Origin of the sequence: Pseudomonas sp. P1.8, from assembly GCF_001269805.1 — a bacterium.
Taxonomy (GTDB): domain Bacteria; phylum Pseudomonadota; class Gammaproteobacteria; order Pseudomonadales; family Pseudomonadaceae; genus Aquipseudomonas.
Genome location: NZ_LHVM01000006.1, coordinates 45,402 through 72,071 on the forward strand (window position 1 = coordinate 45,402; position 26,670 = coordinate 72,071).

General features: G+C 55.1%; 16 protein-coding genes, 1 other RNA gene and 2 pseudogenes. 8 read left to right on the top strand and 11 right to left on the bottom strand.

The annotated features are described in order from the left end of the window. Positions 1-351: 351 nt before the first annotated feature. On the bottom strand, positions 352-1,224 hold the full coding sequence (locus AD668_RS02700; protein ID WP_032902490.1) for a WYL domain-containing protein: 873 nt from the start codon (positions 1,222-1,224) through the stop codon (positions 352-354). Positions 1,225-1,342: 118 nt separating this feature from the next. On the opposite strand from AD668_RS02700, the gene AD668_RS02705 reads away from it, so the two are divergent. From AD668_RS02705 to brxL, 8 genes are all read left to right on the top strand, one after another. Further along, entirely contained in the window at positions 1,343-1,597 is a 255-nt protein-coding gene (locus tag AD668_RS02705) for a hypothetical protein (RefSeq protein ID WP_053154292.1), read from the top strand. 10 nt (positions 1,598-1,607) lie between these two features. Beyond that, positions 1,608-2,657 (top strand): ADP-ribosylglycohydrolase family protein, encoded by a 1,050-nt coding sequence (locus AD668_RS02710; RefSeq protein ID WP_053154293.1) that lies wholly within the window; start codon positions 1,608-1,610, stop codon positions 2,655-2,657. 87 nt (positions 2,658-2,744) lie between these two features. Further along, positions 2,745-3,605, top strand: coding sequence for a hypothetical protein (locus AD668_RS02715; protein WP_218187248.1), 861 nt, complete (start codon positions 2,745-2,747; stop codon positions 3,603-3,605). Continuing rightward, entirely contained in the window at positions 3,598-4,143 is a 546-nt protein-coding gene (locus tag AD668_RS02720) for a hypothetical protein (protein ID WP_053154296.1), read from the top strand. The genes AD668_RS02715 and AD668_RS02720 overlap by 8 nt, the downstream gene beginning before the upstream one ends. Positions 4,144-4,171: 28 nt before the next feature. Beyond that, positions 4,172-7,636, top strand: coding sequence for a BREX system P-loop protein BrxC (brxC, locus tag AD668_RS02725; protein WP_053154299.1), 3,465 nt, complete (start codon positions 4,172-4,174; stop codon positions 7,634-7,636). 146 nt (positions 7,637-7,782) lie between these two features. Further along, a complete protein-coding gene (locus AD668_RS02730; protein WP_053154302.1) occupies positions 7,783-11,106 on the top strand; it encodes an Eco57I restriction-modification methylase domain-containing protein in 3,324 nt (1,107 codons plus the stop codon). 440 nt (positions 11,107-11,546) lie between these two features. Continuing rightward, positions 11,547-13,868: a BREX-1 system phosphatase PglZ type B gene (gene pglZ, locus AD668_RS02735; RefSeq protein ID WP_053154305.1), complete on the top strand. Its 2,322-nt coding sequence runs from the start codon at positions 11,547-11,549 to the stop codon at positions 13,866-13,868. Next, the gene (brxL, locus tag AD668_RS02740; RefSeq protein ID WP_218187249.1) at positions 13,865-15,916 is read left to right on the top strand and encodes a protease Lon-related BREX system protein BrxL; all 2,052 of its coding nucleotides are present in this window, start codon (positions 13,865-13,867) and stop codon (positions 15,914-15,916) included. The genes pglZ and brxL overlap by 4 nt, the downstream gene beginning before the upstream one ends. A 61-nt stretch (positions 15,917-15,977) precedes the next feature. Here brxL and AD668_RS28505 read toward each other — a convergent pair. From AD668_RS28505 to ssrA, 10 genes and pseudogenes are all read right to left on the bottom strand, one after another. After that, positions 15,978-16,220: pseudogene (locus tag AD668_RS28505) on the bottom strand (JAB domain-containing protein); the annotation flags it as partial. A 105-nt stretch (positions 16,221-16,325) separates the two neighbouring features. Beyond that, complete coding sequence (locus tag AD668_RS29825) at positions 16,326-16,595, bottom strand: hypothetical protein (protein WP_082344414.1); 270 nt, start codon at positions 16,593-16,595, stop codon at positions 16,326-16,328. Next, positions 16,592-17,572, bottom strand: a complete 981-nt coding sequence (locus tag AD668_RS02745) for an integrase domain-containing protein (RefSeq protein WP_053154903.1) — start codon at positions 17,570-17,572, stop codon at positions 16,592-16,594. Before AD668_RS02745 ends, AD668_RS29825 begins: the two co-directional genes overlap by 4 nt. Continuing rightward, positions 17,550-17,909 carry a hypothetical protein gene (locus AD668_RS02750; protein WP_053154308.1) on the bottom strand — a complete coding sequence of 120 codons (360 nt, stop codon included), beginning with the start codon at positions 17,907-17,909 and terminating at the stop codon, positions 17,550-17,552. Before AD668_RS02750 ends, AD668_RS02745 begins: the two co-directional genes overlap by 23 nt. Beyond that, positions 17,893-19,293, bottom strand: a complete 1,401-nt coding sequence (locus AD668_RS02755; RefSeq protein ID WP_053154311.1) for a YfjI family protein — start codon at positions 19,291-19,293, stop codon at positions 17,893-17,895. The genes AD668_RS02750 and AD668_RS02755 overlap by 17 nt, the downstream gene beginning before the upstream one ends. Positions 19,294-20,326: 1,033 nt before the next feature. Beyond that, positions 20,327-20,646 (bottom strand): annotated as a pseudogene (locus AD668_RS28520) (tyrosine-type recombinase/integrase); the annotation flags it as partial. Between the two features lie 19 nt (positions 20,647-20,665). Further along, positions 20,666-22,021: an McrC family protein gene (locus AD668_RS02760; RefSeq protein WP_053154315.1), complete on the bottom strand. Its 1,356-nt coding sequence runs from the start codon at positions 22,019-22,021 to the stop codon at positions 20,666-20,668. 14 nt (positions 22,022-22,035) lie between these two features. Further along, complete coding sequence (locus AD668_RS02765) at positions 22,036-24,417, bottom strand: McrB family protein (RefSeq protein ID WP_053154316.1); 2,382 nt, start codon at positions 24,415-24,417, stop codon at positions 22,036-22,038. A 402-nt stretch (positions 24,418-24,819) separates the two neighbouring features. Further along, on the bottom strand, positions 24,820-26,076 hold the full coding sequence (locus tag AD668_RS02770) for an integrase domain-containing protein (protein ID WP_053154319.1): 1,257 nt from the start codon (positions 26,074-26,076) through the stop codon (positions 24,820-24,822). A gap of 187 nt (positions 26,077-26,263) precedes the next feature. Next, positions 26,264-26,657, bottom strand: a transfer-messenger RNA (tmRNA) gene (gene ssrA, locus AD668_RS28525). Positions 26,658-26,670: the final 13 nt, after the last annotated feature.

The window sequence follows — 26,670 nt, forward strand, 5'->3', positions numbered from 1 at the left end:
TGCCATCGGCTGAGGACTCCACCGGTTTGTACTGCAAATGAGGTTACCTGTAAGTGAGTCATCTGCAGTTGTAGTTCAGTGCGACGCAATCTGTCGTTCCCCCATGAGCATGCTCCAGCCATCGAACAATGGAGGGTGTCACGTGCTGAAAGATATTCTGGCTGCTGTCGGAATCGTTGTTATCGCAAAGAAAGGGTATGAGGTGTATCGGCAGTACAAGTCAATGGAGGCGGAGTGTGAAATCTTACGCAAGGGGCAAAGGGGGCTCAGTGTCGCCCTCTCGCAACCCGTTTCCAGAACTGACTCAATGCGTGACGCGCTGTGTCACGCATTGAGTCAGTAGCTGTTAGATCACTCATACAACCAAGGCTTCAACTCATCCAGGTTCTTCACCACGATCTGCTGTGCAGCGGGTTTGGGGTCGAGTTTCTTCGGATCGATCTGAAAGCGTTGTAACACGTACTTGACCAACGCCCTGCGTGTTGGAATGACCAGCACACCATCCATCATCCCGAAGTCGGCTTCGATGATCGCCTTCTGTTCCGGCTTGAGGCGTGAGTCGGGCTCGATGATCACGGCCACTTCGGTGTTCCAGTCTTCATCGTCTCCGATGAGGTTCTCGGTCTTGCGCTCGAACTCCGGTTGGCCGCGCAAACGACTTAATACAAAATCCCGGTACTCACGATTCTTCTCGCAGTACGCCCGCACATGCCAGCGCATGCCGGTGTAAATCAGCGTGTGCGGCGCGATCAGGCGAATTTCCGGGTTCGGGTTGGCGAGCGAAACGTACTCGATTTCAATTACCTCGCTATCGCGGCAAGCCTTGAGCAGCGGGCGCAACACTTCGGGCCGAATCGTCCGGTCCGGCACTTCCAGGACCATGGTGTGTGCGTAGGCCAGTGCCAGGCCTTCCACATGCGGTGCGCGAGAATGGGTCTGGTTCAGCAGGTGCAGATAGGCGTTGGCGCTGTCGTCAATGAACCGCGGCTTGAACTGCTTGCTTGGTACATAGCCCTTGAGATGCTTGTCATATGTAAGATTTTTAGGCGCATGGTCCGTTATGTAGGTGTTGATGTCCTTCGACGCCTGCTGACGACTGATCCCGAAGCTCTGGATCAAGTGCCCTGTGGTCAGGCGGCCCTCCCACCATGCAACGGTTTCGATTAAACGATAGCGAAGTGCCAGATCCCAGCGGACTTGTTTGATGTCTTGTGTGCGTTTCATGACCACTCCATCTGCTCGTTTTGTTTACCTGTATAAGTCTACATTCTAGACCTGTCGCTCATCACTACATATATTTTCTCTGTCTTCGAAGTCGTTCGAACTCACTAAGGAAATGGATATGAACACGTTGGACATGGTTTCGGCAGGTGCGCTGGCGTTGCTCGGGCTGATCCTGTTGATCTTGTTGTTCCAGTACCTGCGGCTGCGTGGCATCTGGCAGATGATGCTTGTCTGTCGGACTGCAACTCGCTGGGCCCGAACCTGGGAAATGGAAAACAAGGAACTGCGCTCTGCTCTCAGAGCAGAAAAAGCACATGTCGAGCAGCTGAAAAGAAAGATGGTGCTGCTGCAAGCATTGATTCCGACACCATAAGGAAGCAGGCATGAATAGGCTCGAACGAATCAAAGGCTGTTTGCTGGGCGGCGCTGTCGGTGATGCTCTGGGCGCACCCGTCGAGTTTCTCGAATGGTCGGCCATCGAAGCGAAATTCGGTCCGTCCGGGATCGTCGATTTTGTTCCTGTCTGCGGCATCACCGGTGCCATCACCGACGACACGCAAATGATGCTCTTCACTGCCGAAGGCCTTCTGCGCGCTTACGTTCGCGGCAGCTCCCGTGGCATCTGTCATGTGCTCAGCATCATCCATCACTCGCTGCTGCGCTGGTTGCTCCCCCAAGGCTACCGGCCGGCAACGTCAGTCAGCCGGGATGGTTGGCTCATCAAAGAGCGCTTGTTGTGGTCGAGAAGAGCACCGGGCAACACCTGTCTCAGCGCATTAAAAGCGAGCAAGTGCCTAGGTGTTCTCGCTGAAAACAACAGTAAGGGCTGTGGCGCGGTCATGCACGTCGCACCCTGCGCCTTCTTCGGCAACGCGTTCGATTACGCCGCAGAATCCGGTCGCCTAACCCACGGTCACCCAACGGGCTACCTTGCGGCAGGCCTGTTCGCCGACATCCTACGGCGCATGGCTGACCGGCAGGACAGACTCGAACGCGCCCTCACAGAAAGCCTTGCCACCCACGGCGACAAAACAGGCCTGGAAGAAACCCGCACCATCCTTGAACGCGTGTTGTTCTACTACTACGAGGGCTATCTCCCCACGCCACAACGCATCGATGAGCTCGGTGGCGGTTGGGTCGCTGAAGAAGCACTCGCCATCGGTATCTGGTGCGCCCTTACCGCCACTTCATTCGAGCAAGGCGTCATCAGCGCCGTGAACTATAGCGGTGACAGCGACAGCACCGGAATGATTGCAGGGCATTTTTTGGGGATCCAATACGGTTCCGCCGCTATCCCGGCGCGGTGGTTTGAAGGGGTGGAACTGAGAGCGGTGATCACACAGATTTCCGAGGATATCGATGAAGTGCCACGTCGCAACTCCGGCGGTGTCAGCGCGAAATACGATGAAATGTGGAGGCGTTATCCGGGATGATCCTTGCTACATGCGGCTTATGTCGATTTGACATCACGCCTCCTAAGAAAGAAAGTGTGCAAGACCTGCTAAGGACAGTAAGTGATAATGGCATTTTCCCCAATTAGCCCCTTTTTCTTTGTGTTCGACAAACAGAAAGATCAGTGGCGTGTAGCAACAAGTGATGCCATGACTACCCAGCAGTCTCTGACCAATTTCGGCTTTAAATTCGGCAAAAGCGGGGCGCACGACTCGCGCACCATGATGCTGCCTGAGTTGCGAGCGCTTTTTTCTCGTACCGATATCAATACAAGTCGACAGCAGTATCGCGAGCATATCGTTGATCTTAACTGCCTGGACAAGCCCACCAGCAGCGCCCGAAAACTCACCGCAGGTCACTTAGTTGATCTCTATGGCTTGTCTGAAGACATCCCATTGTTCCGGATTTTTCGGCGTCTCTGGGAGCTCCGTCCTGAGGGCCAACCTTTGCTGGCCCTACAATTAGCAGCGGCTCGTGACCCCCTGTTTCGTCTGTCCGTGCCCCTGATACTGGAGTTGCAACCGGGTGAGCCTTTGCAACGTGAACAAACCGAAGCCGTACTGATGGCCCAGGATCCCAATCGCTTCAGCCCTTCGTCGCTTAAATCCTTTGCCCAGAATATCAATGGCAGCTGGACCCAGGCGGGTTTTCTGCAAGGGCGGATCAAGAAGAGCCGAGCCGAGCCTATAGTCACAGAAATCAATGTCGCCTTCGCTCTGTTCCAAGCCTACCTCAATGGCCTAAGTGGACAACGGTTGTTCAGTACTGAGTGGTGCAAATTGCTCGATTGCCGCTTTGAACGACTGCTGGAGTTGTCGCGCCTTGCCTCCCAGCGTGGACTGATCACTCTCAAACATTCTAGTGAGGTCATCGAAGTGGACTTTCCCGATTTCCTCACTTCTACCGAAAGGGCCTGGCTTCATGAGTAGTCGCCTGAACAAATTGGTCAAGAATTTTGCCCATCATATCGGTTTGCCCTGGCAGGCCGGTTTATCCCATGAGCAGCGGGTGTTGTTTGCCGTCTACTACAAAGAAGACGAGCTAAAACTGCGCGCGCGTATCGAAGAATTCAAGGTCGCTACTGAAGGGGCTCGGCATCTCTGGCTGCCGCTGGATATCACCAATGCCTTTGCCAATTGGATGGCTGCCGAAGAGTACCGGGACTCTTACTTTGCCGAGCCCAATGACCTGATCGGCAACTACCCGGACTTCATCCATGATCAGCTCGAATACCTTCAGCAGCAGATCGTCGAGCAGGCTGATGCCAACACCCTGGTAGCCCTTATCGGCTGCGGCACCTTGTTTGGATTTGGCTCGGTCGCTGGATTTGTCAAAGAGCTCTCCGTACATGTTCCAGGACGCTTGCTGGTGCTCTTTCCGGGCGAGTACATCGATAACACATACCGCCTGCTGGATGCCCGCGACGGCTGGGGCTACCACGCCACACCGCTGACCGCCGACAACTGAATAGCTGTTTTGCTTTAAGGGATTAACCATGTTGAACCGCGATATTTACTTGAACGACCCGCTGGAAAACGATCTGGCCAACAACGGTGTAGCTGAGGTTAAGGACGATCTGTCCGAGCAGGCGCTCAACACCCTGCGCTACGAGTTGAAAACTTTCGTTTGCGAAGGTGAATACCAGGCCGGCATGGACAAGATCCTATCTACCTACCTGCGCAACCTTGGTAGTAACCACGAACAGCCGGGCGTATGGATCAGCGGGTTTTTTGGTTCCGGTAAGTCGCACATGGCGAAAATGTTGCGCACACTTTGGATCGATCAGACCTTCCCCGATGGCGTTACGGCGAGGCATATCGCTAATCTGCCGCAAAATGTCTCAGATTACTTTAAAGAGCTCAGTGTCCAGTCGCGTCGCTACGGCGGATTGCATGCCGCCTCTGGCACTCTCGGTGCAGGTGCCAACAACAATGTTCGATTAGCCTTACTCGGCATTATCTTTAAATCAGCCGGCTTGCCCGAGCAGTATCACCAAGCACGCTTCGTGCTCTGGCTCCAAGAGCAGGGCTACTACGACATAGTCAAACAGGCAGTGGAAGAAGCCGGTAAGCCCTGGGAGCGTGAGCTGAGCAAACTCTACGTTTCGCCTTTGATCGCCAACGCTTTGCTCAAGGCCTATCCCGGCATGGCAAGCGATGCTCAGGGGGTACACCAGTTGCTCAAAGGCCAGTTCCCCACCGTCACAGACGTCACCAATGACCAGATGGTTCAGGCTGTTGCCGATGCTTTGGAGCAGAACGGTGAGTTCCCGCTGACTTTGGTTGTGCTCGACGAAGTACAGCAATACGTTGGCAGCGATGTCGATCGTGCGCATATGGTGCAGGAGGTAGTGGAGACCTGCTGTAAACATTCTGCTTTCGGCAACCGACTGCTATTTGTTTCTACTGGCCAGAACGCTCTGTCCGGTATGGCAAACCTGCAACGTTTAATGGGCCGCTTCCAGATTCCCATTATGCTTAGAGATACCGACGTAGAGTCAGTGATCCGCAAGGTCATTCTGCAAAAGAAAGAGTCCGCTCGTGCTGAGCTGCAGAGTTTACTCACCAAACACCTAGGCGAAATCTCCCGGCATCTGCGGGGTACCAAGGTCGAGTACCATCAGGATGACGAAAAAGTCATGCTCGCCGACTACCCACTGTTGCCAGTTCGCCGGCGTTTTTGGGAGAAAGTGCTGCGGATCGTCGACACCACTGGCACCGTTTCTCAGTTGCGCAATCAACTCAAGGTCATCCATGAGGCTGCTAAAGCCACCGCCGACAAGGCACTGGGAAATATCGTGCCTGGTGACTTCATTTATCAGCAGATTGCACCCAATTTGCTGCAAACCGGGGTCATCTCCAAGGAAGACTACGAGCGAATTGCCGAGCTTTCTGCCGGCTCGGCCGATCAGCAACTGCAGTCCCGATTACTTTCGCTCATTCTGCTGATTGGCAAGTTGCCAACTGATTCAGTGGCAGACAGCGGGGTGCGTGCGACGTCCGACATGCTCGCCGACCTACTGGTGGACGATCTCAACCAAGGTAAGGACGAACTCCGCGCGCGGATTCCTGGCCAACTGGAAGTCATGGACAAAGCTGGTCAGTTAATGGCAATGAATACCAGTGCTGGTGTTGAGTATCGCTTGCAGACTCAGGAAAGCGCCCAGTGGTATGACACCTTCCGTCAGCAGGAAGCAGATCTGCGCGGCAATATGCAGCGCGTTGAGAACTATCGCATCGACCTGCTGCATAAACAGATCAAATCCGAGTTGGCCAAGGTGCGCGTTACTCAGGGCGTGAGTAAGGAAATCCGCCAGGTCATTGCCTGTTTTGATGCTGAAGTACCCAACGATGCTAGCCAGAAGATTTACCTTTGGGTGCAAGATGGCTGGAGTCTCAACGAAGCTTCGTTTCTTGCTGAAGCACGTAAGGCCAATCCGGATCTGCCGACTATTTACCTTTACATCCCCGCTCGAAACCGTTCTGAGCTAAACAACGCCATCATTCATCAGCAGGCTGCCGATGCGACCCTCAGTCTGCGAGGTATCCCCAATACTGAAGCAGGGACCGACGCGCGTAGGGCAATGGAGACTCGTCAGCGCGATGCGCAAAAACAGGTCGAGCAACTACTAAAGGAAATCCTCTCGGGTGTGCAGGTGTTGCAGGCTGGCGGTGCGGAAGTAGACGGCAATGCCATTGCAGAGCGTATTCAGAACGCCGCTCAGGCCTCTGTCGTGCGACTGTATCGCGAGTTTGATCTCGCCGACAGTCCACACTGGAGCAAGGTCTACGAGCGGGCACGCAAGGATGGCGGGCAGAACGCCATGGAAGCTGTTGGCTTCAGTGGTGACACCGAAAAGCATCCAGTTTGCGCCGCTATCCTGCGTTACATCGGAAGCTCTAAGAAAGGCAACGAAATCCGAGACAACTTCCTCGCTGCCCCGTGTGGTTGGCAGCAGGACACCATCGACGGTGCGCTCTTTGCTTTGGTTGCCGCGGGTGTATTGCGCGCCACTGATGCCAGTGGGAAACCGCAAACCGCCCAGACCCTGGAGCGGCAGAAACTAACCCAGAGTACCTTTCGCCCGGAAACGGTCACTATCCGCCCTGTGGATCTAATCAAAATTCGCGGCCTGATAAGCTCTCTGGGGATCGACTGCCCTCCAGGTGAAGAACAGGTCCGTCTGCCGATACTTATCAATCTGGCGCGCGAGCTGCATAACGCCGCTGGCGGAGAAGCCCCGGCTCCGGCCCGTCCAGACGCCAAGCTGATAGATGACATCGCTAAAGAAAGTGGCAACACCCAGCTCAAGCTGGTGATCGACCACAAAGACCAGATCAAACCCTTGCTTGATGCCTGGCGTGCCCAGGGCGAGCAATTGCGTGCCCGTCGCAGTGACTGGGATCTGCTACAAACCTTGGTGCGCCTGAGCAAGGGTCTTGCTTTCCAAGACAAGCTGCACACCGAAGTCGAAGCAATTAAGAGTAACCGCAGTTTACTAGCTGACCCCAGTCCGCTCGACAACTTGATTAGCAACACCGTTAACCAGTTGCGCGATGCCATTAGCCACCATTTTCGTGCCTACCTGGGCGAGTACCGAAAGCGTCATGCCGAACTCGTTGCTGACAGTCACTGGCAACAGTTGCCCGCTAGCCAGCAACAAGAGTTGTTGACCCGTCGCAATCTGGTTGAGCCCTCTGAACTACTACTCGGTAGCCGTGAGGAAGTGGTCGACAATCTTGAAAGCGCCAGCCTGGAACAGTGGAGCGATCGTAAGGATGGGCTGGCTGCCAAATTTGAAAGTGCCCGCCAGGAGGCCGTCAAGTTGCTGCAACCCAAGGTGCAGCATGTGTCCTTGCCCAAGCGGACCTTCGACAGTGAAGCTCAGATTCGCCAGTGGCTGGTCGAAGTTGAAACCGAGCTACTGGCCAAACTGGTTGAAGGCCCAGTGATGGTGTAACCCGGCAAGTAACATCAGCTGTGTCCAAGACGGTAGCGCCGCAGAGCGGCTTGTACCCCGAAATAGACCCCGTAGGTTGGGTTAGTTGCAGATCGGCTAACCCAACGGATACCCCCGCACCTATTGCGGCAAGGAAGTACCTGCATATGCGCCACGCCCTCGAAAAAAAGCTCCGAAAGAAACTGGAAATTACCGTGATCAAGGCACGAGAAGTCGCCGAGCAGGCTGCTTTCGAGGCTCTGACCCGCCTGAGTGTCGGCGAGGCCAAAGCAGCCGACTACCTCGATGATCAACAGCGTGCCCTGCGCAACCGCTTGCGTGCCCATGGTCGTCAGCTGGGGGACGAACGCAACAGTAACGGTCAGCAGCAGATCGAGCGCCTTCGCGTGGAAATCGCCTATGAGCACTGGCATCGCATGCTGTTCGCTCGCTTTCTCGAACAGAGTCACCTACTGATGTATGACCAGCACACTGCTCTAACCCTCGACGAATGTCAGGAATTAGCGCCCGACGAAGGTTGCGCAAATGGCTGGGAACTGGCTGGAAAGCTGGCTTCCCGCATGTTGCCGCAGGTGTTCCGCGAAGGCTCGCCGGCACTGTCCGTGCCCCTTGCCTTCAACCATGTGCGTGACTTGGAAAAACTGATCGCTGGCCTTGACGCCGAAACCTTCCAGGCCAGCGATAGTTTGGGCTGGGTCTACCAATACTGGCAGACGAAGAAGAAGGACGAGGTCAATTCCTCCGGAGTAAAGATCGGTGCGGACGAGCTCTCAACTGTAACCCAGCTGTTCACTGAGCCCTATATGGTGCAGTTCCTGCTGGACAACAGCCTTGGTGCTTGGTGGGTCACCAACTATCCACAGTATCGCAACCTGCTGCCACTCACCTATCTGCGTACCGTCTACGCGAATGCAGAAGCAGCTTCATCCGCGAGCGATTTCAATGCCATTCTTCCCGCCGCTGGAACTTTCCATGGCTGGCCAGAAAACCTGGCTGACTTTAGGATGCTAGACCCCTGTTGCGGCTCTGGTCACTTTTTGGTCGCCACCTTCCTGATGCTAGTACCCATGCGCATGGCTGCTGAATGCCTCGATGCTGATCAGGCAATCGATGCCGTGCTTAGTCAGAACCTTCACGGCTTGGAACTGGATCAGCGTTGCGTCGAACTGGCCGCATTTGCCGTAGCTCTGGAGGCCTGGCGATACCCGCAGGGCAGTGGCTATCGCAGCTTGCCCGAGTTGAACATTGCATGTGTCGGCCAACGCATCCGTACTCCGCGCGATCAGTGGCTGGCCTTGACTGGTGATAACCCCGAACTCAAGGCCGGTATGGCTCGTCTCTACGACACCTTCAGCGATGCGCCCATTCTCGGCTCATTAATTGATCCGGCCCGCAGCCTTGAGGGCGATCTATTGACGGCTGACTGGGCTGAAGTTCAGCCGTTGCTAACCAAAGCGTTGACCGTTGCGGGGGAGGAAGAGGATCTGCATGAGGCGGCTATTACCGCGCAGGGCCTGGCTCGTGCCGCCGAGATGCTGGACCAGCGTTATCAGTTGGTGATTACCAATGTACCTTATCTCGCTCGTGGCAAGCAGGCCAACACTCTCAAAGACTTTAGCGAGCGATACTACGACTTTGCCAAGAACGATCTGGCCAATGTATTTCTTGAACGCTGTTTGGAGTTGGTTGCGACTAGCGGAACCGTGCAGGTCGTAATGCCGCAGAACTGGCTGTTTTTAGGTAGTTATAAAAAGCAGCGTGAGAAATTGCTCAAGTCTGTCAGCTGGAGTTTGGTCGCATTATTAGGTGCGAAAAGTTTTCAAACTCCAATGTGGGATTTTAATGTTCAGTTGTTGACTCTTAACAATGAACTACCTCCCGAGGCTTTTCTGTTGAGAGGTATGGATGCAAGTGGGCCTAGTACGGCGCAGGAAAAGGCCGAGGTGCTACAGCTAAGTAGTCCTATATCAATCAGTCAGCGGAGACAGCTGCTAAATCCAGATGCGCGAGTTTCATTAGTCGAAGCGGTTGGTGAGAAATTACTAGAAGAATATGCTCTTGCATTGGCAGGTATTAATACTGGCGATTACCCTCGCTGGGGCAGAACTTTTTGGGAGTTTTCAGAGCGAGGGAGCGAGTGGGAGTTACAGCAAACGACCTCTACGGGCTCTTCGCTTGATGGTGGTCTCACGCAAGCTGTTCGCTGGTGTAATGGGGAGGGTGATTATTTAGAGTACATTAAAAGTCTCGAGGGGCGCCTAGGAGGGTCTTGGCGTCGAGGTGTTGATGTATGGGGTAAAACTGGAGTTGCTGTCAGTCAGATGAGCGCTCTACCTGTGTCACGGTACGCAGGAAGTGCATTTGACAGTAATGTGTCTGCTGTCGTTCCAAAAGATCAGCGCGACGTAGCTGCAATATATGCATTTTGTTCGTCCGAGGAGTTCTCTCAAGCAGTGCGACGAATTGATCAAAAAGTTAATGTCACCAATGCGACGTTTGCAAAAGTCCCGTTCGATCTAGCCCATTGGCAACTAGTTGCCGCAGAGCTTTTTCCTAATGGTCTGCCAAAGCCCTATTCTGACGATCCTACTCAGTGGATATTCCATGGTCACCCCCAACCCGCTTCAAACCCTTTGCAAGTCGCCGTTGCCCGTCTGCTGGGCTACCGGTGGCCGGTGGAGTTGGACGACAGAATGGAACTTTCCGACGAAGCTCTTGCTTGGAACGACCTCTGCCCTAGCCTTACGCCTTTGGTCGATGATGACGGTATCGTCTGTCTGCCACCTGTAAGGGGCGAGAAGTCTGCAGCCGCTCGCTTGGAATATTTGCTTGAAGCCGCCTTCGGTAGCGATTGGAGCGCCCCGTGCCGTAACAAGCTGCTCGACGAGGTCGGCGCCAAAAGTCTTGATGCCTGGCTGTTTGACAAGTTTTTCGAGCAGCACTGTAAGCTGTTCCACCATCGCCCGTTTATTTGGCATGTCTGGGATGGCCTCAAGGATGGCTTCGGCGCTCTCGTCAATTATCACAAACTCAACCGCGCTAACCTCGAGCGTCTGATATTCACATATCTAGGCGACTGGATTCGCACCCAGCAGCACGGCGTTGAACAGAAACTTGATGGCGCCGACGCACGTCTGGCTGCGGCACAAAATCTTAAATCTCGCCTTGAGCTTATCCTTGAAGGCGAAGCCCCCTACGACATTTTCGTACGTTGGAAGTCTCTTGCCGAACAAGCTATAGGGTGGGACCCCGACTTTAACGACGGGGTGCGTCTCAACATTCGCCCCTTCATGACCGCTGAGGTGCTGCGCCACAATAAAAAGCCAAAACTTAACATAGAGTGGAAGAAAGACCGCGGCAACGACGTCCCCAGCGCCCCCTGGTTTACCTTGGGCCTGCAATACGGCGAAAAAGAAGGCGCCCGTATCAACGACCACCACTTGAAATTGGCTGAAAAGAAAAAAGCGTGATAGCCAGTCAGGTACAGCACGAGGCTGAGTGGACTCCTGTGGTTGCGGAATGTCGTCAGAAAAGCATGCTTGAGGCGCTCAAGAGGGACTGGCGATGAGTGTAATGGGAGACATCCTCCTCCTCCTGATCGAGAGGGCCGGATTCCGAACCTGCTAACGTTGAATACGGTCACGCTCAATGTGGGTTGGTGAGCAACGTATTCACTCTGGAATGCAAACGTCACGAGAAAAAGCTATCGGCATACTTCGAACCATTAAAGGTGCCTGGTGGAAGTGTTTTGATCGCCTGGCTCCGCTTCAGATTTTGGGCCTTGGATTGTAGATGTGGCGCTTGCCTCGAGGATAACTGGTGTTTTGAAAGCTTGAAGCTCAATGGATCATCCCTCAGGATCTGACGATGCTGACGACCGGCCAGTACATATGGATTGCGAGCAACAGTAATGAAAGTAATTGAAGCCCTGATTAAAAGCCTGCGTTCAGCAGCGCAGTACAACGCGAGTGCCCAGGTTGCGCCAGCGGCAATCCTTTGGACTGACAAGGAGTGTGAGTGGCTACCGGTAATAACTCAGTTGCAGAGCGCATTACCCGAGCTTTTCTGTCTAGGTAGCTATAAACCAGAGCGTCGGCAAGGTCCGGCCATCTGGCTCAAATGCGTGCTTGCAGATGCCTTGCCTGAAATTTCATTGCCTACTGGTCTCATTCCAATTATCTATTTACCTGGCGTTAGTCGTCAGGATCTTCGAGCAATTTCAGCCTGTCCAGCCGATTTGCAGCCTTTGGCCGAATTGCAATATCGCGGAACCTTATGGAGCCAGGTAAATGCCAAGGACTGGACGCTTAATGCATTTCTTGTTTCTCGCAGTGGCGGTCTGGCGTTGGATGTGGCTCAAGATGGCAAGACCCAAGCGGCTTTGTTGCGTGCTTTAGAGCCGTTATTGGACAGTGAGATAGCTCAATTACAGAATCATCGGCTTGAGGCCAGTGATTTCAATCAGTTGCTCAGTACCGATGCGGTGCGAGACGTCTTAACCTGGATGTCCGATTCCAAGGCCGTACAAGAAAACTGGGCTGGGCCGCGCTGGGAAGCATTTGTAGGGATTTGTCATAGTGAGTTTCATGTCCACCCTGAGCGAGACGGAGATCTCGTCGCTGCAGAAAATTTCTGTGGGCGGCTGGGGGCCTGGGCGAGGGTTTGGGAGCGCTTTGCCGAAAATACTGCGGCTTATTCTCGTTTGCCAACCTTATTAATGCGCTGTCAGCCTGATTTGGCAGCTGATGTGTCGAGTTTCCCAAACTATAACCACCAGCAAGAAGCTGAGTTGTTGAAACAGCTCAAGTCACTAGTTGGGCAAGGATCGTCTGTGTTACGTCAGCGTCTAATCACGCTTGAACAACATCATGGCGTGCGCCGGAGTTGGGTATGGGCAGAAATGGGGTTAGCGCCTGTGGCTCGGCTGCTTGAACCTCTGGTGTTGATTGCCGGGCTGGTTGGCGATAGCGGTCTTTCAGGAACAAGTCCTGAAGAGATGGCTGAGCATTACCGCCACCATTACTGGAAGGTTGATGATGCGTTGCTACGCGCCTTGGCAATGGCTCGTGAGCCTTCGTTGCAGGCTGTGGTGCAAGAGTTGCTGAATAACCTGTATACCCCTTGGTTGCATGAGACAGCGCTCAACTTTCAGCAATTAGTGAGGCTTAAAGGGTATCCCGGTAGTCGAGGGGTTAACGAAGCAGTTGCGGCCTACCAGACTGCTGGTGAGGTTGTGTTCTTCGTTGATGGTCTGCGCTACGACGTGGCACAGCGCTTTGCCTTGCAGTTACAGGCGCTGGGAGAGGTTAGGCACGGCTATAACTGGTCGGCATTGCCCTCGGTCACGGCTACAGCAAAAGCAGCGATCTTGCCAATTCACCAACAGCTTACAGGGCGAGACACTGACAGCGATTTTCAGCCCAGCCTGAAAAACGAAGACAAGCCCTTTAGTGGATATTACTTGCGCAAGCTTATGGAAGAGAGTGGTTGGCAGGTGCTTGCAGCTGATGAAAACGGTGATCCTAAAGGGCGTGCCTGGGTGCAGACTGGCAATATCGACGAAGCTGGACACACTGATAAACTACGTTTGGCTGGCCGCATTGATTCACTCCTGCAGGATGTGTACTTGCGGGTGCAGGAGTTGTTGCAAGCAGGTTGGCGAAAAGTACGAATCGTTACTGACCATGGGTGGTTGCTGACACCCCTGCCGATGAGCAAAGTTGACCTGCCCAAGCATCTCACCGAGATCCGCTGGGCACGTTGCGCGGAAATCAAAGATACCGTGCAGACAGGTCTGCCTACGGTCAATTGGTATTGGAGTCCTGCACAAACGATTGCAGTTGCGCCTGGCGCCAGTGCATTCCTGGCTGGTCGTTACTACGACCATGGCGGTCTGAGCCTACAGGAGTGTCTGACCCCGATTTTGGAAGTGATCAATACCGTAGCCCCAGCCAAGAACCTCGCTCTGGCGACGATTACCAAGGTTCAGTGGTTGGGACTGACTTGCCGAGTTGAAGTGCAGAGTAGCGCTGAAAATCTCCAAGTGGATTTGCGCAGCAGTCCCGCTGATGCGGCGAGCTCGATTGTGCGGTCCAAGGCTCTGAAGGGGGGTAAATGCAGCTTACTGGTGGAGGACGATGAGCAGGTAGGTGCAGCATCTGTGGTGGTGGTTCTGGATGAGGCCGGTAATGTATTGGCACGACAGGCGACTTTGGTGGGAGATGAAGCGTGATTGAACTAGATGTCCTCGACTCGAAGGCCGCGACAGCTTTCGAGGGTTATATCGTGCGCAAAGACCTCGTCCGTACCTTTGCCCGCCAATTTCCGGTGCCTACTTACGTGGTTGAATTTCTGCTGGGGCGTTATTGCGCCAGTACTGATCCGGAGGAGATCGAGGAAGGCATCGAAATCGTTGAACGGCAACTCTCCTCGCGTACCGTCAAGGCTGGCGAAGAGGAGCTGTTCAAAGCTCGTGCCTATAAGAATGGAACGGTTAAGCTGATTGACTTGGTCAGTGCCCGCTTTAGTCAGAAGGACAATGGCTATCTGGTGAGTCTGCCCAGCGTACAACTTAACAATGTGCGTATCGCAGACAAGCTTGTGGATGACAATGAGCGTCTGTTGACCGGTGGCTTTTACGCTGAAATCACGCTGGAGTATGACGCAGCCATTGCAGAAGAGCGAGGCAATCCATTCGGTGTTCAGGATCTGCGGCCAATTCAACTCTCCAAGCGTGATGTGTTGGACAGCCTGGGTGAGGCGCGCAAGGTATTCAGCAGTGCTGAGTGGAAAGATTTCCTTTTACGCTCCATTGGTCTTGAGCCGGATAATCTGAATCCGCGGGCGAAAGATGCTTTGTTATTGCGCATGGTTCCTTTTGTAGAGCGCAATTACAACTTGGTTGAGCTGGGTCCTCGTGGAACGGGTAAAAGCCACCTATTTCAACAAGTTTCGCCTTACGCTCACCTGATCTCTGGGGGGAAGGCGACCATTGCCAAAATGTTCGTCAACAATGCTAGCGGCCAGCGCGGCCTGGTTTGCCAATACGACGTAGTCTGCTTTGACGAGATCAGCGGTATTTCCTTCGACTCGAAGGAAGGTATCAATATCATGAAGGGCTATATGGAGTCTGGTGAGTTCAGCCGCGGCAAGGAAAGCATTCGCGCTAATGGTTCACTGGTGTTCGTGGGCAACTTCGATGTCGATGTCGAGCATCAGCAACGTGTCGGACATCTGTTCGGCCCGTTGCCTCCGGAGATGCGTGACGATACCGCCTGGATGGACCGGATTCATTGCTTTCTGCCAGGTTGGGACGTACCAAAGATGAATCGTGAGTTGACCACCGATCATTTCGGCCTGGTCAGCGATTTCTTCTCCGAGTGCCTGAGCCGTTTGCGCTATGAGAGCCGGGTCAGTGTCATGCAAAACCGAGTGCACTTGGGCGGGGCGCTTAGCGGCCGCGACACCAATGCAGTGAACAAGACGGTCTCCGGTCTGCTCAAGCTGCTCTATCCTGATGCCTCCTTGGAGGTTTCGGATGAAGATCTTGAGTGGGCCGTTCGGCTGGCGCTTGAGGTGCGTCGCCGGGTCAAGGAGCAGCAAAAACGTATAGGTTCGGCCGAATTTAGGAACACCCACTTCAGCTATTTCATCGGTGACGATGGTGTAGAGAAATTTGTGGCCACTCCAGAACTGCGCGCCGATAACGAGATTGGCGGTGATCCCCTAGAGCCTGGTCAGATCTGGACCATCAGCGAAGGTGGTGCCGACGTTGACGATAACGTCGGACTCTATCGAATTGAAGTCAATGAAGGGCCAGGTTCAGGAGTAAAAATTCTCAATAACCCGGTGCCCGCGTCCTTTAAGGAGTCGGTACGTTACGCAGAGCAGAACTTGTACGCTAGGGCTGGTCAGTTAATAGGTGATCGTGATCCTCGTGCTCACGAGTTCACCATCCAGCTACGTGCCTTCGATGCTGCAAAGCGCGGATCAAAGTTGGGCATCGCGGCACTGATTGCCATGTGTAGCGGACTGCTGAAAAAGTCCGTGCGCGGCGGGCTTATTGTGGTTGGCGAGATCAATCTGGGTGGATCCATCGAGCCTGTCCATAACCCGGTGACTATTGCTGAGTTGGCGGTTGAAAAGGGCGCAAGCACACTGCTTATGCCTGTCACCTGTCGTCGCCAACTGCACGATCTTTCTGATGATATGGCGACCAAAATCGACATTCAGTTTTATCAGGACGCGCGAGATGCTTTCTTAAAGGCCATAGTCGAGTAATTGCGTGGATGGACGAGTTTGCTCTCTCAAATAAAAAGGAAGTTTTGGTGATTTTTAATCCCTATAGATAACCTCGCTCTGCCAGCGATACGCAGCCGTCACTTCCCACCATCACATGATCCAATATTTGGGTGCCGACCATGTTGAGGGCATTCTTGAGGGTTGAGGTCAGCGTGCGGTCGGCATGGCTGGGTTCGGGGTCTCCGGAGGGGTGGTTGTGCATTAAGATCACGGCTGCTGCGTTATGTTCCAGTGCTATCTTGACCACTTCCCGTGGGTACACGTTGGCACCATCCAATATACCTGGCGTATTTTTACCTTCAAAACTAATCCAAAGGGATGGAGGGGATGACCGCCCGGAAATTGTTGAGATAGATGAAGTCTGCCTACTCACGATTCGAGCGTCAGATCAGCAACTGCTTTTTTTCCCTAATCGCTTCCAGACCAATGAAGCGGTGAGTCGATAGTAATACCGGGTGGCGGCGGAATGGTCTTTCAAGTGCTGAGTGAGAAACCAACGCACATGCTTGAGCCGCCAACTCCAGGGATTATCTCGTTGCCATCGCTTTTGAATGGCCGCTTGCATGACTCGAGCTTGCCGTAGGTGACGATGCTGCGTGACCTTCGAACCAGTCAGAACGCCGCTCAGGAAAAGCGCCATATCGAAGGGAGTGGTCACGCTCGACCTCCAATGTATGCCGAAACGACATTGATCCGGTTATGCCCGAGCTCAAGGCTGATTTGTAGGCGCGCCTGTCGATCCAGGTCGGGGTCAATGCGATAGCAGTGGCCACCATTGACCGGTGCAGCGTGGCCGGTGAGTTGTTCGTAACGCTCGCAGGCGTAAGCTGCTCGCAGTTCATGAAAGCCCTTCAGTCCTTGTTCAAAGAGTATTCCGCGGGCGGGACGCACGGTCTGTTGCAGGAACGCGGCGTAGCTTTCGTCTCGGGCCAGCAAGTTACGACTATGGGGCGGCGACGCATGACGAGCCAACTGCAGCGCCGCCTTGAACTCTTCATTGGCCACAACCCATCGCGGGGCTGATGCCCCTGAGCGGCCGCCTTTGGTGCCGTCCTGGATGTTGATGCGACCTAAGTGTTCGGCTTCTCGTTGCAGTCGTGGCAGGTCAGCCAGGATCGCTTCGCGCAGGCGCATACCGGTTGTTCGGGCCAACATCACAATCGCGGCCACCCGTTCGTATTGCTGTTCGCCGAGCACCTCGAGTACTCGCTGCATTTGTTGGTGGTCTTGGCCATCCGGTGCACGGGTGCGTACGTTCGAGCGCTGTTGTCCCAACGCCTGACTCGGGCTGGCGATCCTCACGTCCTGATCACCACGCAGCGCAGCGAGGGTGCGGTTGACGCTGCTCAGGCGGTTCTGCGCGGTGGCGATGCAGAGTTCACCTTGCTGGATCTGCTGGTGCAGGTAAGCGGCGTAGTCTTGCAGCGTCCGGTGATCGATCCGGCGCGCATCGTTGTAACCGGGGCCGTCCTCTGACCGACACCAACGCACAAACGCTTGCCAGCGATCGCTATGCGCTCTGACCGTGGCAAAGTGGCCACCGGCAAACAGATCCTTGAGCGCTTGTGGGCCGGCGTAGCTCAGCTGGCGGCCATAGCCAAAGTTGCGACCATCACGCCGACCGACCAGTGCCATCGTCATCACCGTTTTCGTTTGTTTGCAGAAAGAGCAGCAGGGCTTTCCAGTGGGGGCTGAGCCTGTCCACCTGCTGCCAGTGTGTCGGGCGGACCAGGAGGGCGTTCTCCTGGTGTTCCAGCAGTGCCCCTTCCTCACGCAGTTGTTCGATCAGCAGGGCTATGTCGGCGGGAGCAATTGGTGGTGTGGCGACAGCGGCGACAGTGGCGACAACCCGCGCCATTCCTGGCCTGGCGTGTGGCGACAAGGTGGCGACAGAAGCGGCGACACGCCGTGTTTCTGATTGCGATTGATGTTGCGCCTGGTAGCAGCGCACCGCGTCATTGAGGCGAAACATGGCGGACCTCGAACGTTTTGGCATCGCGACTGTTCAGCCAGTTATGCGTGATCAGCTCGACGAGCAGTGTGGCGGTGTGATGGCTGCTCTTGCGGGCAAAGCGAGGGCCGTTGCGATTCAGGTCGCGGATGGTGAATTGGGTCCAGCCTTTTTGCGTCAGCCAGCGCAGCAGTCGATCCGCTTCCTCACGTAAAGTGTTGATTGGCTCTTGTTCGGTCAGGCGTTGGATTTCCGCCAGGTAGTAATCCATCAGTGTTGAGGCGCGTTGAATATGGGCCTCACTCACTACATTCGCATCTTCAATTACCGCGAGCACACCGGCGATGCGCAGCACATTGGCCGCCGCTTTTCCTGCGACGGATTGGACTCCTGCCAGCTCACCGAATTCGCCAGACTGGCATTCGATGGTGTCGTGAATATCAATCCAGGCAGTGCGAGCGCTGGGCGTCAGTTCCAGCCTGGCGGGGTTAAGTGAACCGTCTTTGTACAGCGACAGTGGCTTATCCAGCAGGGCGGTGATGCGCGTTTGGTAGCGCTGGACTTTGGCATCTCGCGTCAGGTCGACTGCCTTGTACAAGCGCTGACCGACCAGACGTTCGGGCCAGCTGATCAGGCAGCGGCCCAGGATGCCTTGGCCTTTGATCACCGAGTCTTTGAGTAGCTGGTTGGCCAAGTAAGGCTGCAACATCAAATGCAGGCTGAGGCGGCGGTCGTAGGCGCGGAGGCTTTCTCCGGCCATAGAGCGCGCCCGGTCGATCGGACTGCCATCCCACAGTGTCGACAAGGTGGTGATCGCCTTGAGCAGATTCTCTTTGCTCATGGTGCTGCTGCCCAAGAACTGGCCACCTTCATCATTGAACAAGCCCATGCTGGGCAAGCCATTGCACAGACTTTTGACCAGGGCCTCAATGGTGGGCTCGGCAATGATTAGTCTCGGCGGTACGGGCTCGGACAGCTCACCGCCTTTCGCCTCTGCACGCTCCGTTGAGGTTTTGGGTTTGGCCATGAGGCTGGTAGCGGCGCGATAGGCTTTGAGCTTTTCCGCATACAGGGTCCACTGCTGTCGTTCCCAGTCGCGCGCCGCCTTCAGTGCCAGATGATCCACCGCGCTTTTGCGATCACCCGAGGACGCCACCGTCAGTAGGTAGAGGGACAATGGATAGGTTCGGCCATCGAGTTCGACATTGGCATGACCCTGACTCACCAGGGCAGCGCTGGCCAGCACCGATTGCGCGGCCATGGCGCAGGGCACGCCGATCACCTCGGCCAGTCGTTCGACCGCAGGGCCCAACAATTCCCCCAGTGCTTCGACCGGGTAGGACAGTGGCGCCTGCTGATATTCCAGCAACGGTTGTGGTGGCTCGAACGCTTCGCACAGTTGCATCGCAACTCTCCTGAGATTATCGACTTCGTCCTCACTCATCCCGCCACGGTTGTTGAGTGTTATCAGGGATCTAGGCCCCTGCGACCTGTGAGGGTTGTCCACTAACGCGGGACTGGCGGCTCCTTACGACCGGGAGCTTGGGCATCTCATGATCTGGCCTCCTGGGCACTTCCGAAGAAGTGGGCGGGTGGAGGCTGCACTGGCTGACGAAACCGGTGCCGCGAGATCCTGAGTCAGGTGAAGGCAGTGAGGCGATGATTGGGGCATGCCTGACTGTCAGTCAGGTGCAGTCCATTCCGTGGGCTGCGGCACCATCATCGGCATCGCTGTGGCGAGTGAGCATTCGTTCGGTGTTTGTCACGCCGATTGTCACGAGGGGGAAAGCCGCAAAGCCCCATGCGAGCGGGGCTGCAGCAGTGGTAGGAGCGCCCGTCTCTTTAGGGGGCAAAGAGACGGGCAACAGGTTGGCGCAAGAAATGGCCAAGCGGATAAGTTGCTGCAGAGCAGCCAGGGAGAGTATGAGCTGCCGCAGTGGGCATTCTGGAAGAAGTGGCATCCATCACATCGCTGTGACCGTGCGAGCCGCCGGACGCTAATCGCACTTGGGGGGAACCACCACGATGTGGCGTAGCCTCAAAGGTTCTGGCTACCTGGGTGCTGTCGAGGACAGCGCTGGTACGGTTTTGGTTTAGCGCTCGTTCTGCTAGCGGTCAACAGTATTTTGGGGGTGACTCTTGCGCCATTTGGTAGCGCTGGAAGACCTTGGAGGCCGGTGGTTTTCCATGGCCGGGTGGTCGTTGGTCGGTTTTTAATGTGAGCCCATGCGAGTGGGAATGCGGAGCCTTCCCGCTCGCGTGGGCTTGGCCGAGAAAGTCCCAAGAGAGAGGCTTGCAGCGGCGACAGTCGCCACCTCTGTCGCCATGTTGCAGACCACGTATTACGCGGGCTGTCGCCAGTGTCGCCGCTGTCGCCAAATAAACCATCACTCCATCTGGGGTGTCATTTTCGGTCACCGGCGGCGTTCGGTGAGCGCTCACCGTATCGGCACGACATTGCAGTTCCTGGTGTCATTGATGGCGGCTGTCGACAGACTGCCCGTTGCTGCTTTTTGGATGTGCTCACTACACCAAGCCATCATCGGACGCCGACGTTCAATTTAGTCAGCTCGGCTGTAAGCGCTTTGGACTTCGTCCTTGTCGACATGCGCCAGCGCGACCTCGATCAGCTCCGGATCCCACCCATGCTCGTTCAGGATGGTGCTGGCCATGGAGCGTATGTCGAGGCTGAACAACCGGCCTCGAAGCCCATGCGTTTCACGGCCATGTTGGCGGTCTGGCTATTGCTGCTCTGGCGATCTACGAGTGGACAGTTGTCAGTCTAATACCGGCAGCTCAAGTCCGGAGGTAATTTCCCTTTGCGTGCCCTTGAAAACTGCAGTAAACGGAGCACTGCCCGGAACCAAAAGCTGGCGTGACTTCAGGCAAAAGGGTAGTACCCACAGCCGCAGACCGTCTACCTTGGGGAACTCGAATACTGAGAGCGGCAGGTCGAATGCGGCCGTCTTAGGGTAAATCAGCACCACATCCCCCTTTCCGTTCAGATAGCTCTGTCCGTAGGCCTGTAATTGGTAGAAATCGCCTTGCGCGAGGCCGTATTTGTTCGTGCCATTCGCTTTCAGCCCATCCAAAAGTTTCCATTTTGTGTCGAGAACCAGCAGATCCTTGTTGGTATCCCGAATCAACAGGTCTGGCTTTAGGCAAAACCAGTTCTGCTCTCGATGGCGAACCAGGTGATGACTGCGTGCTTGGGTTTTCAAGACAAGCGGTCGCGCCAGTTGTTTCGCGAGATGCTTGGAGACGAACGCTTCGAACACTGCCTCCATTGGAAACAGGAGTGATGGAGCATTGTGACCGCCGCCGCCAGTCAAGGGCGACTGCTCTTCTAGAATCAATCTCGCCCAAGCCAGCGCATCGCTGTAGTAGCCCATGCCCCGGTCAAGCCGCACCCGCTGGAAATCGATCCGTGGCTGCATTGACATCGGGACCTCTGCAAACACGAACTCCAACTCACAGGCCAATTGCTGATGAGTCTGAGAGGCCGACAGCATTAGTACTCGTCGCAATGCGGTGTGCAGCAAGCGGTTTTCCGGGCGATCGATCGAAAACTCGTCGTGCTCTGTGAAGAAACGGTCTGCCCGATATAGGTTTTGCCGCAGATGCGATGCCATCATCAGCTTGCCGCGAAGTGCAAACAGGTTGTCCTGCCGACAGGAATAGTTGCTGCGTAACCCTCGTTTGACGATGTGCTCAACCGAGCGCAAAAACTCGGCAATAAAAACTTCTAGCAAGGGCATTCGTGTCGCCGAGAGCTTGGCGCTGTCGGTTTGAACGTGGCGGAAGCCTTGAAGACAGCAGAGCATCTCAATTAGAAGCTGACGCGCCTCCATCGCGCCTCCGCCTATTGCTTTGCCGACTTTGGGTAGCACTTCGATCTGGTAACCGTCCGGTGCACGGATCACTCCGACAAAACTGGTGACCTGAACGACACGATACCCACGCCGCTGAGTCAGACGCAGCCATTGTGAACCACTTTCGTTGGCTGTCCGTAGGCACTGGCGTTCGAGCCATTCGTAGACCTTGTCCGGGACCCTGTGCAAACCCTCGGAATGCGCATCACTCGACGTCGCAGCTGTTAGCACGTCAAATTCGTAGATCGAGATGCCGCTCACGCGCCCCTCACCATTCAAGTCGACAATGTCAGGTAGATGCCGATGTAGGCATCCGGATTTGAGAACGCAGCCTCCTGCACAGCGTAGTGGCGCTTAGTGGAGTAGCTATCCATGCCATGGTCGCTGCCGAACAGTCGAGCCAAATCGTCCTCCTGATCCTGCCCCTCAACAACAAAACTTGCGGTGGGAGATTTCTGGTTGTCCGCCAATACAAGACGGATCTTTTGCCAGTCTTCAAAAAAGTACTCTTCGAGCAGGGGCAAAATGCGAGTACTGAACACCTGTTGCAATGCTACAAATCGTTCATCCCCATCAGGAACATGCGCTAACGGTGTGAAGTATGCGTGGCCGATACAATGATCACGGTCGTAGAGCATCTCAATGCGCTGGTTTATGGCATCAAGCATGCGAGGCACATCTACCAGTTGCTCGCCCATACTGACCCGAAGGCCTGCGAGTGGTGCACCCGGCTCATCGCGAGCGTCCGGCATCACTGGCACAAATTCGAATCGACGGCGCAGCGCAGTATCCAGCAACGCAAGCGATCGGTCTGCCGTGTTCATTGTGCCAATAATGTCGATGTTGGCTGGCACCGAAAAACTTTCGCCGGAATACGGCAACGTCACCGAAATGGCGTTTGCTGCTCCTTCGCGCTTATCAGCTTCAATCAGGGTGATCAACTCGCCGAAGATCTTGCTGATGTTGCCTCGGTTGATCTCGTCGATCACCATCGCGAATTGTTGATCCGGTGCCATTCGTGCCTTCCGGCACAGATCCTTGAAAGCCCCCGCGCGGATCTCGTAATGGATTTCACCGGTCTCTGTATCGCCGTCGAGAACCGGTCGGAGGCCCTCTACGAATTCCTCGTAACCATAGGATTGGTGGAAGGTAACGAAACTGTAGCGTTTGATGTATTCGGCTGAGGGTGGGCCGGCATCGTACTCATCCACGAGCTTTTTCAGGTCAGCGGCTGCGTCCTCCCAGTCCCCTGCAAGTATCCAGGACGAATCCGGTAGCTTGTCAAATACAGCCGGTGCCATCCGCTTGCTCATTTTGACAGTTTCAGATGCCTCAATCGTGTGGTACTGAAGGGCACCCCAAATAGTGTTTCGTACATTCTTGTTCGCACTCTTGGCGACGGCAATAGCTTTCATAAAAGGGTGGTTGAGCAGTGTGTCGACGCTCGCTTTCCCGCCCAGATGGTAGAGAGCCGCTGCAGCTGCCTCCCACCAGGTGAGGCCCACTGCCTTCTCGCCGACAAATTGATTTTGCCACTCTTCCTTGGATACGGAGGTCATGGCCTGCTCATACTCTCGCTTAAGCAGCTTCGACAACTCGTAGGTCTTCCCCGTGCCGGGAGGGCCGTAGTAGATACGGTTGATGGGAAACCTCGCTGCATCAGAGTCGGCTACTTCGTCTTCGTCGGCATCATCACCTTGCTCCACTGGATCATCCCGCAGTTGATCCGGCCACAGTCCCGGCCGCTCCGTTTCAAGCGCCAGCCAGTCGTCGAGTGATTCACGCTCGGCAGTAATGGCTGTTTCGATCTTCGAGACTAATTCCTCAGTCAGCGGTTCGCGGTTGAGCTTGGTTAACACACCCATCTCCCGCGTCCATGAGAGCTTCCGCGTCCGTGTGCCCCGAATCACGCCAAGCACACCAACCGCGCGCTCGCTTCCGGGATTCTTGCGGCCAAACCGCACTTGGACGCCCTTATTCATGTGCCACCAGTCCAGACCTGCCGTATGGACAGCCCGCGCCAATCGACAGAACAGCGCTTTGTCAGGTGGTGACCACGAGGCACGGAAAGTCTGGAATGCGGGTTTACTGTCGAAGTGCTTGAGCAGGTCCTCGTCGCTCAGTGTCTTACCGAGGTTCAATTTGGTAACCACTTCGTCGTAGCGCAGCTTGAAGCTACGGATCGCTTCGATACTCCACGAAACGAGCTGGTCCAGTGATTTCTCCAGACCATCGCCTGAAGGCATTTTGGTGACAAAGGGGGATGAGTTGTTATAGGGGCCGCGCAACGCTAAATAGGCTTTTCGCAGCGCACCGGACTCATCTAGTCCCACGGTATCGATCTTGACCACGAAGCCGTCATCGGCATCGATGCCTACGGTGTAGGCCAACTCCTTCGGCGCCTCGGACGAGGGGTAGATTTTTGCCCAGTTGTAGCCAGCGAAATTATTACCTTGGTTGGTAGGGCGCTTGCGAATCTCCACGCGGCCCATTGGAAACAACTCAGTCTTTAGCTTTTTCGCCCACGTTTCTGTTACCTCGTAGGCCTTCTTCAGATCATCGTAGGCCTGGTTTTGTTCAGGTTTTGATTCGTCACGCTTTTGCCCTATCCACTTGTTCAGCAACTCGAAGTGTTCGGTGGTGAAATAGTCCGCCATGGTTCTCAGATCCCTTCGACATCAATTCCGTGTTAAGCCAGCCAAGTCTTTCGCTGCGCGAAATCATGTGTGGCGCGCTCTACGCGTAAACAGAACGCGGGAGTATGGTACGGCTCGCGCAGTTGAGCTACCTCCTGAACTACCTCGAATTGAGCGCTACGTGTCGGTATTAGGATTGCCTTCCAGTGGGGGTACAGCCAGTCGCCCTTAGTACATGGGTCAAACGACAATCCAGGTCCTACACCTTCACGCCCCACTGGCCGCATCTCCATCCGCATTTGGCAGTCGGCCACTTGGCTCGATATCTAGGTCTTCGCACGTGAGCTGTACCAGCGGATGAAGCGCGCGCGGTGGGTAGGAGCGCCAGTTGTACCCGGAAGGCAGTTTATCGGCAGTGAATGCTCAGTGTATCGGCACGACATTGCAGTTCCTGGTGTCATTGATGGCAGCTGCGGACAGACTGCCTGTTGCTGCTTTTTGGATATGCTCGCTCCACCAAGCCATCATCGGACGCCGGCGTTCGATGTAATCCGCCCGGTTGTAGGCACTACGGACTTCATCCTTGTCGACATGCGCCAGCGCAACTTCGATCAGCTCCGGATCCCACCCATGCTCGTTCAGGATGGTGCTGGCCATGGAGCGCATGCCGTGGCTGACCAAGCGGTCCTGGAAGCCCATGCGTTTCAACGCCATGTTGGCGGTCTGGCTGTTGGCGTGGGTGCGCGGGTTTCTATCTGCTGGGAACACGTATTCCCTGTGGCCGCTATGGGGCTTGAGTGTCTCCAGTAAGGCGAGTGCCTGTTCTGTCAGCGGGATGGTGTGCGGACGACGCTTCTTCATGCGCTCCGGCGGGATGGTCCAGATGCGTTTGTCGAAGTCGATGTCTGCCCATCGGGTGGTAGCCGCTTCGGCAGGACGGGTCATGGTGTGCAGTTGCCATTCGATCAGGCAGCGGGTGATCCGCTTGATGCTGGCGTTTGCGATTTCGATCATGAGCTCGGAAAGCTCATCGGGTCGTAGCGCGGCCATGTTCTGTTTCTTGGGTTTTTTAAATACTGCGCGAATGCCACTGAGGGGGTTCGCAAAGATCAGTCCTGAATTGACCCCGTAGGTCATGATCTCGTTGAGCCGTTGGCTCAATCGCTTCACTGTCTCGAGGCTGCCTTTGGCCTCGATTGGGCGAAGCAGTTCGATGATCATTGGGGCGCTGATTTTTGAAAGCGGCGTTGTTTTCAGGTCTGGAAATACATGCAGTGTGAGCGAGCGCCAAATATCTTCGGCGTATGCCGGTGTGACGGAGTCCTTCTTCAGCTCGAACCAGGCGGTGGCCACGTTCTCGAAGGTGTGTTCCGTTTCTGCGCGCTTGGCCTCACTCAGCGTATCGCGCTGCACCTTCGGATCGATGCCTTGGGCGAGCAGCTCGCGTGCTTCGACCGCCATCTTTCGGGCGTTCGCCAGTGACAGTTCGGGGTAGGTGCCCAAGCCCATGTTGATGCGGTTCTTGGTCACCGGTTCACGGTAATTGAAATTCCACAGCAGAGAGCCATTGCTGCGTACACGGAGCTGCAAACCGTCACCGTCGGTGAGGACATAATCCTTGGACGCGGGTTTGACTCCCTTGAGCTGCCGATCGGAGAGGCGGAGGGTTTGAGCAGGCATGAGATTTTCCTCAGGCTCTGATTTGGTATTCCAAAGATTAGCACCGGATGGCCTGGAATACCGTTTGGAATACCCGAATGGCTGGAACTCAAAAAATCTCAGAAGACCGCAAAAGCGCTGGAAGCCGCGTGTTTACTGGATTCCAGGCACAAAAAAAGACGTCCGTGGACGTCTTTAGATGATGAAATGGTGGAGCCGGGGGGATTTGAACCCCCGTCCGCCAGTACTCCGCTGTCGGTACTACATGCGTAGCCGTGTCTATTAAGTTAACCCTCAGCGACCCGACGGGCAGGGTGCATTGGGCGAGTTGTGTAAGTTTTAGCCGCTTCGTCCACAACGTACTGCACGGCGATTCTGTTCTATATGACAATCACTTTGGGTTTACAGACATCCCCTGGTGATTGCTGGACCCGAAGGTACCAGAAGGGAAGGGCTAAGGCTGCTTACGCAGCGAGAGCGTATTCCCCGTAGGTTTCGTCATTGGCAACTATAAGAAGTTGCAACAGTGGATTTACGAGTTCTGTTACCAACTCGGCATGCACCTAAAGTTTCGCAACCGGCGTCGAATCCTAAACGGCCCCGAGCCTGGTGCTC

Excerpts from the sequence above, each read along its gene's own strand:
- AD668_RS02700 (WP_032902490.1), bottom strand. The coding sequence starts at position 1,224 with ATGAAACGCACACAAGACATCAAACAAGTCCGCTGGGATCTGGCACTT.
- AD668_RS02705 (WP_053154292.1), top strand. The coding sequence starts at position 1,343 with ATGAACACGTTGGACATGGTTTCGGCAGGTGCGCTGGCGTTGCTCGGG.
- AD668_RS02710 (WP_053154293.1), top strand. The coding sequence starts at position 1,608 with ATGAATAGGCTCGAACGAATCAAAGGCTGTTTGCTGGGCGGCGCTGTC.
- AD668_RS02715 (WP_218187248.1), top strand. The coding sequence starts at position 2,745 with ATGGCATTTTCCCCAATTAGCCCCTTTTTCTTTGTGTTCGACAAACAG.
- AD668_RS02720 (WP_053154296.1), top strand. The coding sequence starts at position 3,598 with ATGAGTAGTCGCCTGAACAAATTGGTCAAGAATTTTGCCCATCATATC.
- brxC (WP_053154299.1), top strand. The coding sequence starts at position 4,172 with ATGTTGAACCGCGATATTTACTTGAACGACCCGCTGGAAAACGATCTG.
- AD668_RS02730 (WP_053154302.1), top strand. The coding sequence starts at position 7,783 with ATGCGCCACGCCCTCGAAAAAAAGCTCCGAAAGAAACTGGAAATTACC.
- pglZ (WP_053154305.1), top strand. The coding sequence starts at position 11,547 with ATGAAAGTAATTGAAGCCCTGATTAAAAGCCTGCGTTCAGCAGCGCAG.
- AD668_RS02745 (WP_053154903.1), bottom strand. The coding sequence starts at position 17,572 with ATGGCACTGGTCGGTCGGCGTGATGGTCGCAACTTTGGCTATGGCCGC.
- AD668_RS02750 (WP_053154308.1), bottom strand. The coding sequence starts at position 17,909 with ATGTTTCGCCTCAATGACGCGGTGCGCTGCTACCAGGCGCAACATCAA.
- AD668_RS02755 (WP_053154311.1), bottom strand. The coding sequence starts at position 19,293 with ATGCAACTGTGCGAAGCGTTCGAGCCACCACAACCGTTGCTGGAATAT.
- AD668_RS02765 (WP_053154316.1), bottom strand. The coding sequence starts at position 24,417 with ATGGCGGACTATTTCACCACCGAACACTTCGAGTTGCTGAACAAGTGG.
- AD668_RS02770 (WP_053154319.1), bottom strand. The coding sequence starts at position 26,076 with ATGCCTGCTCAAACCCTCCGCCTCTCCGATCGGCAGCTCAAGGGAGTC.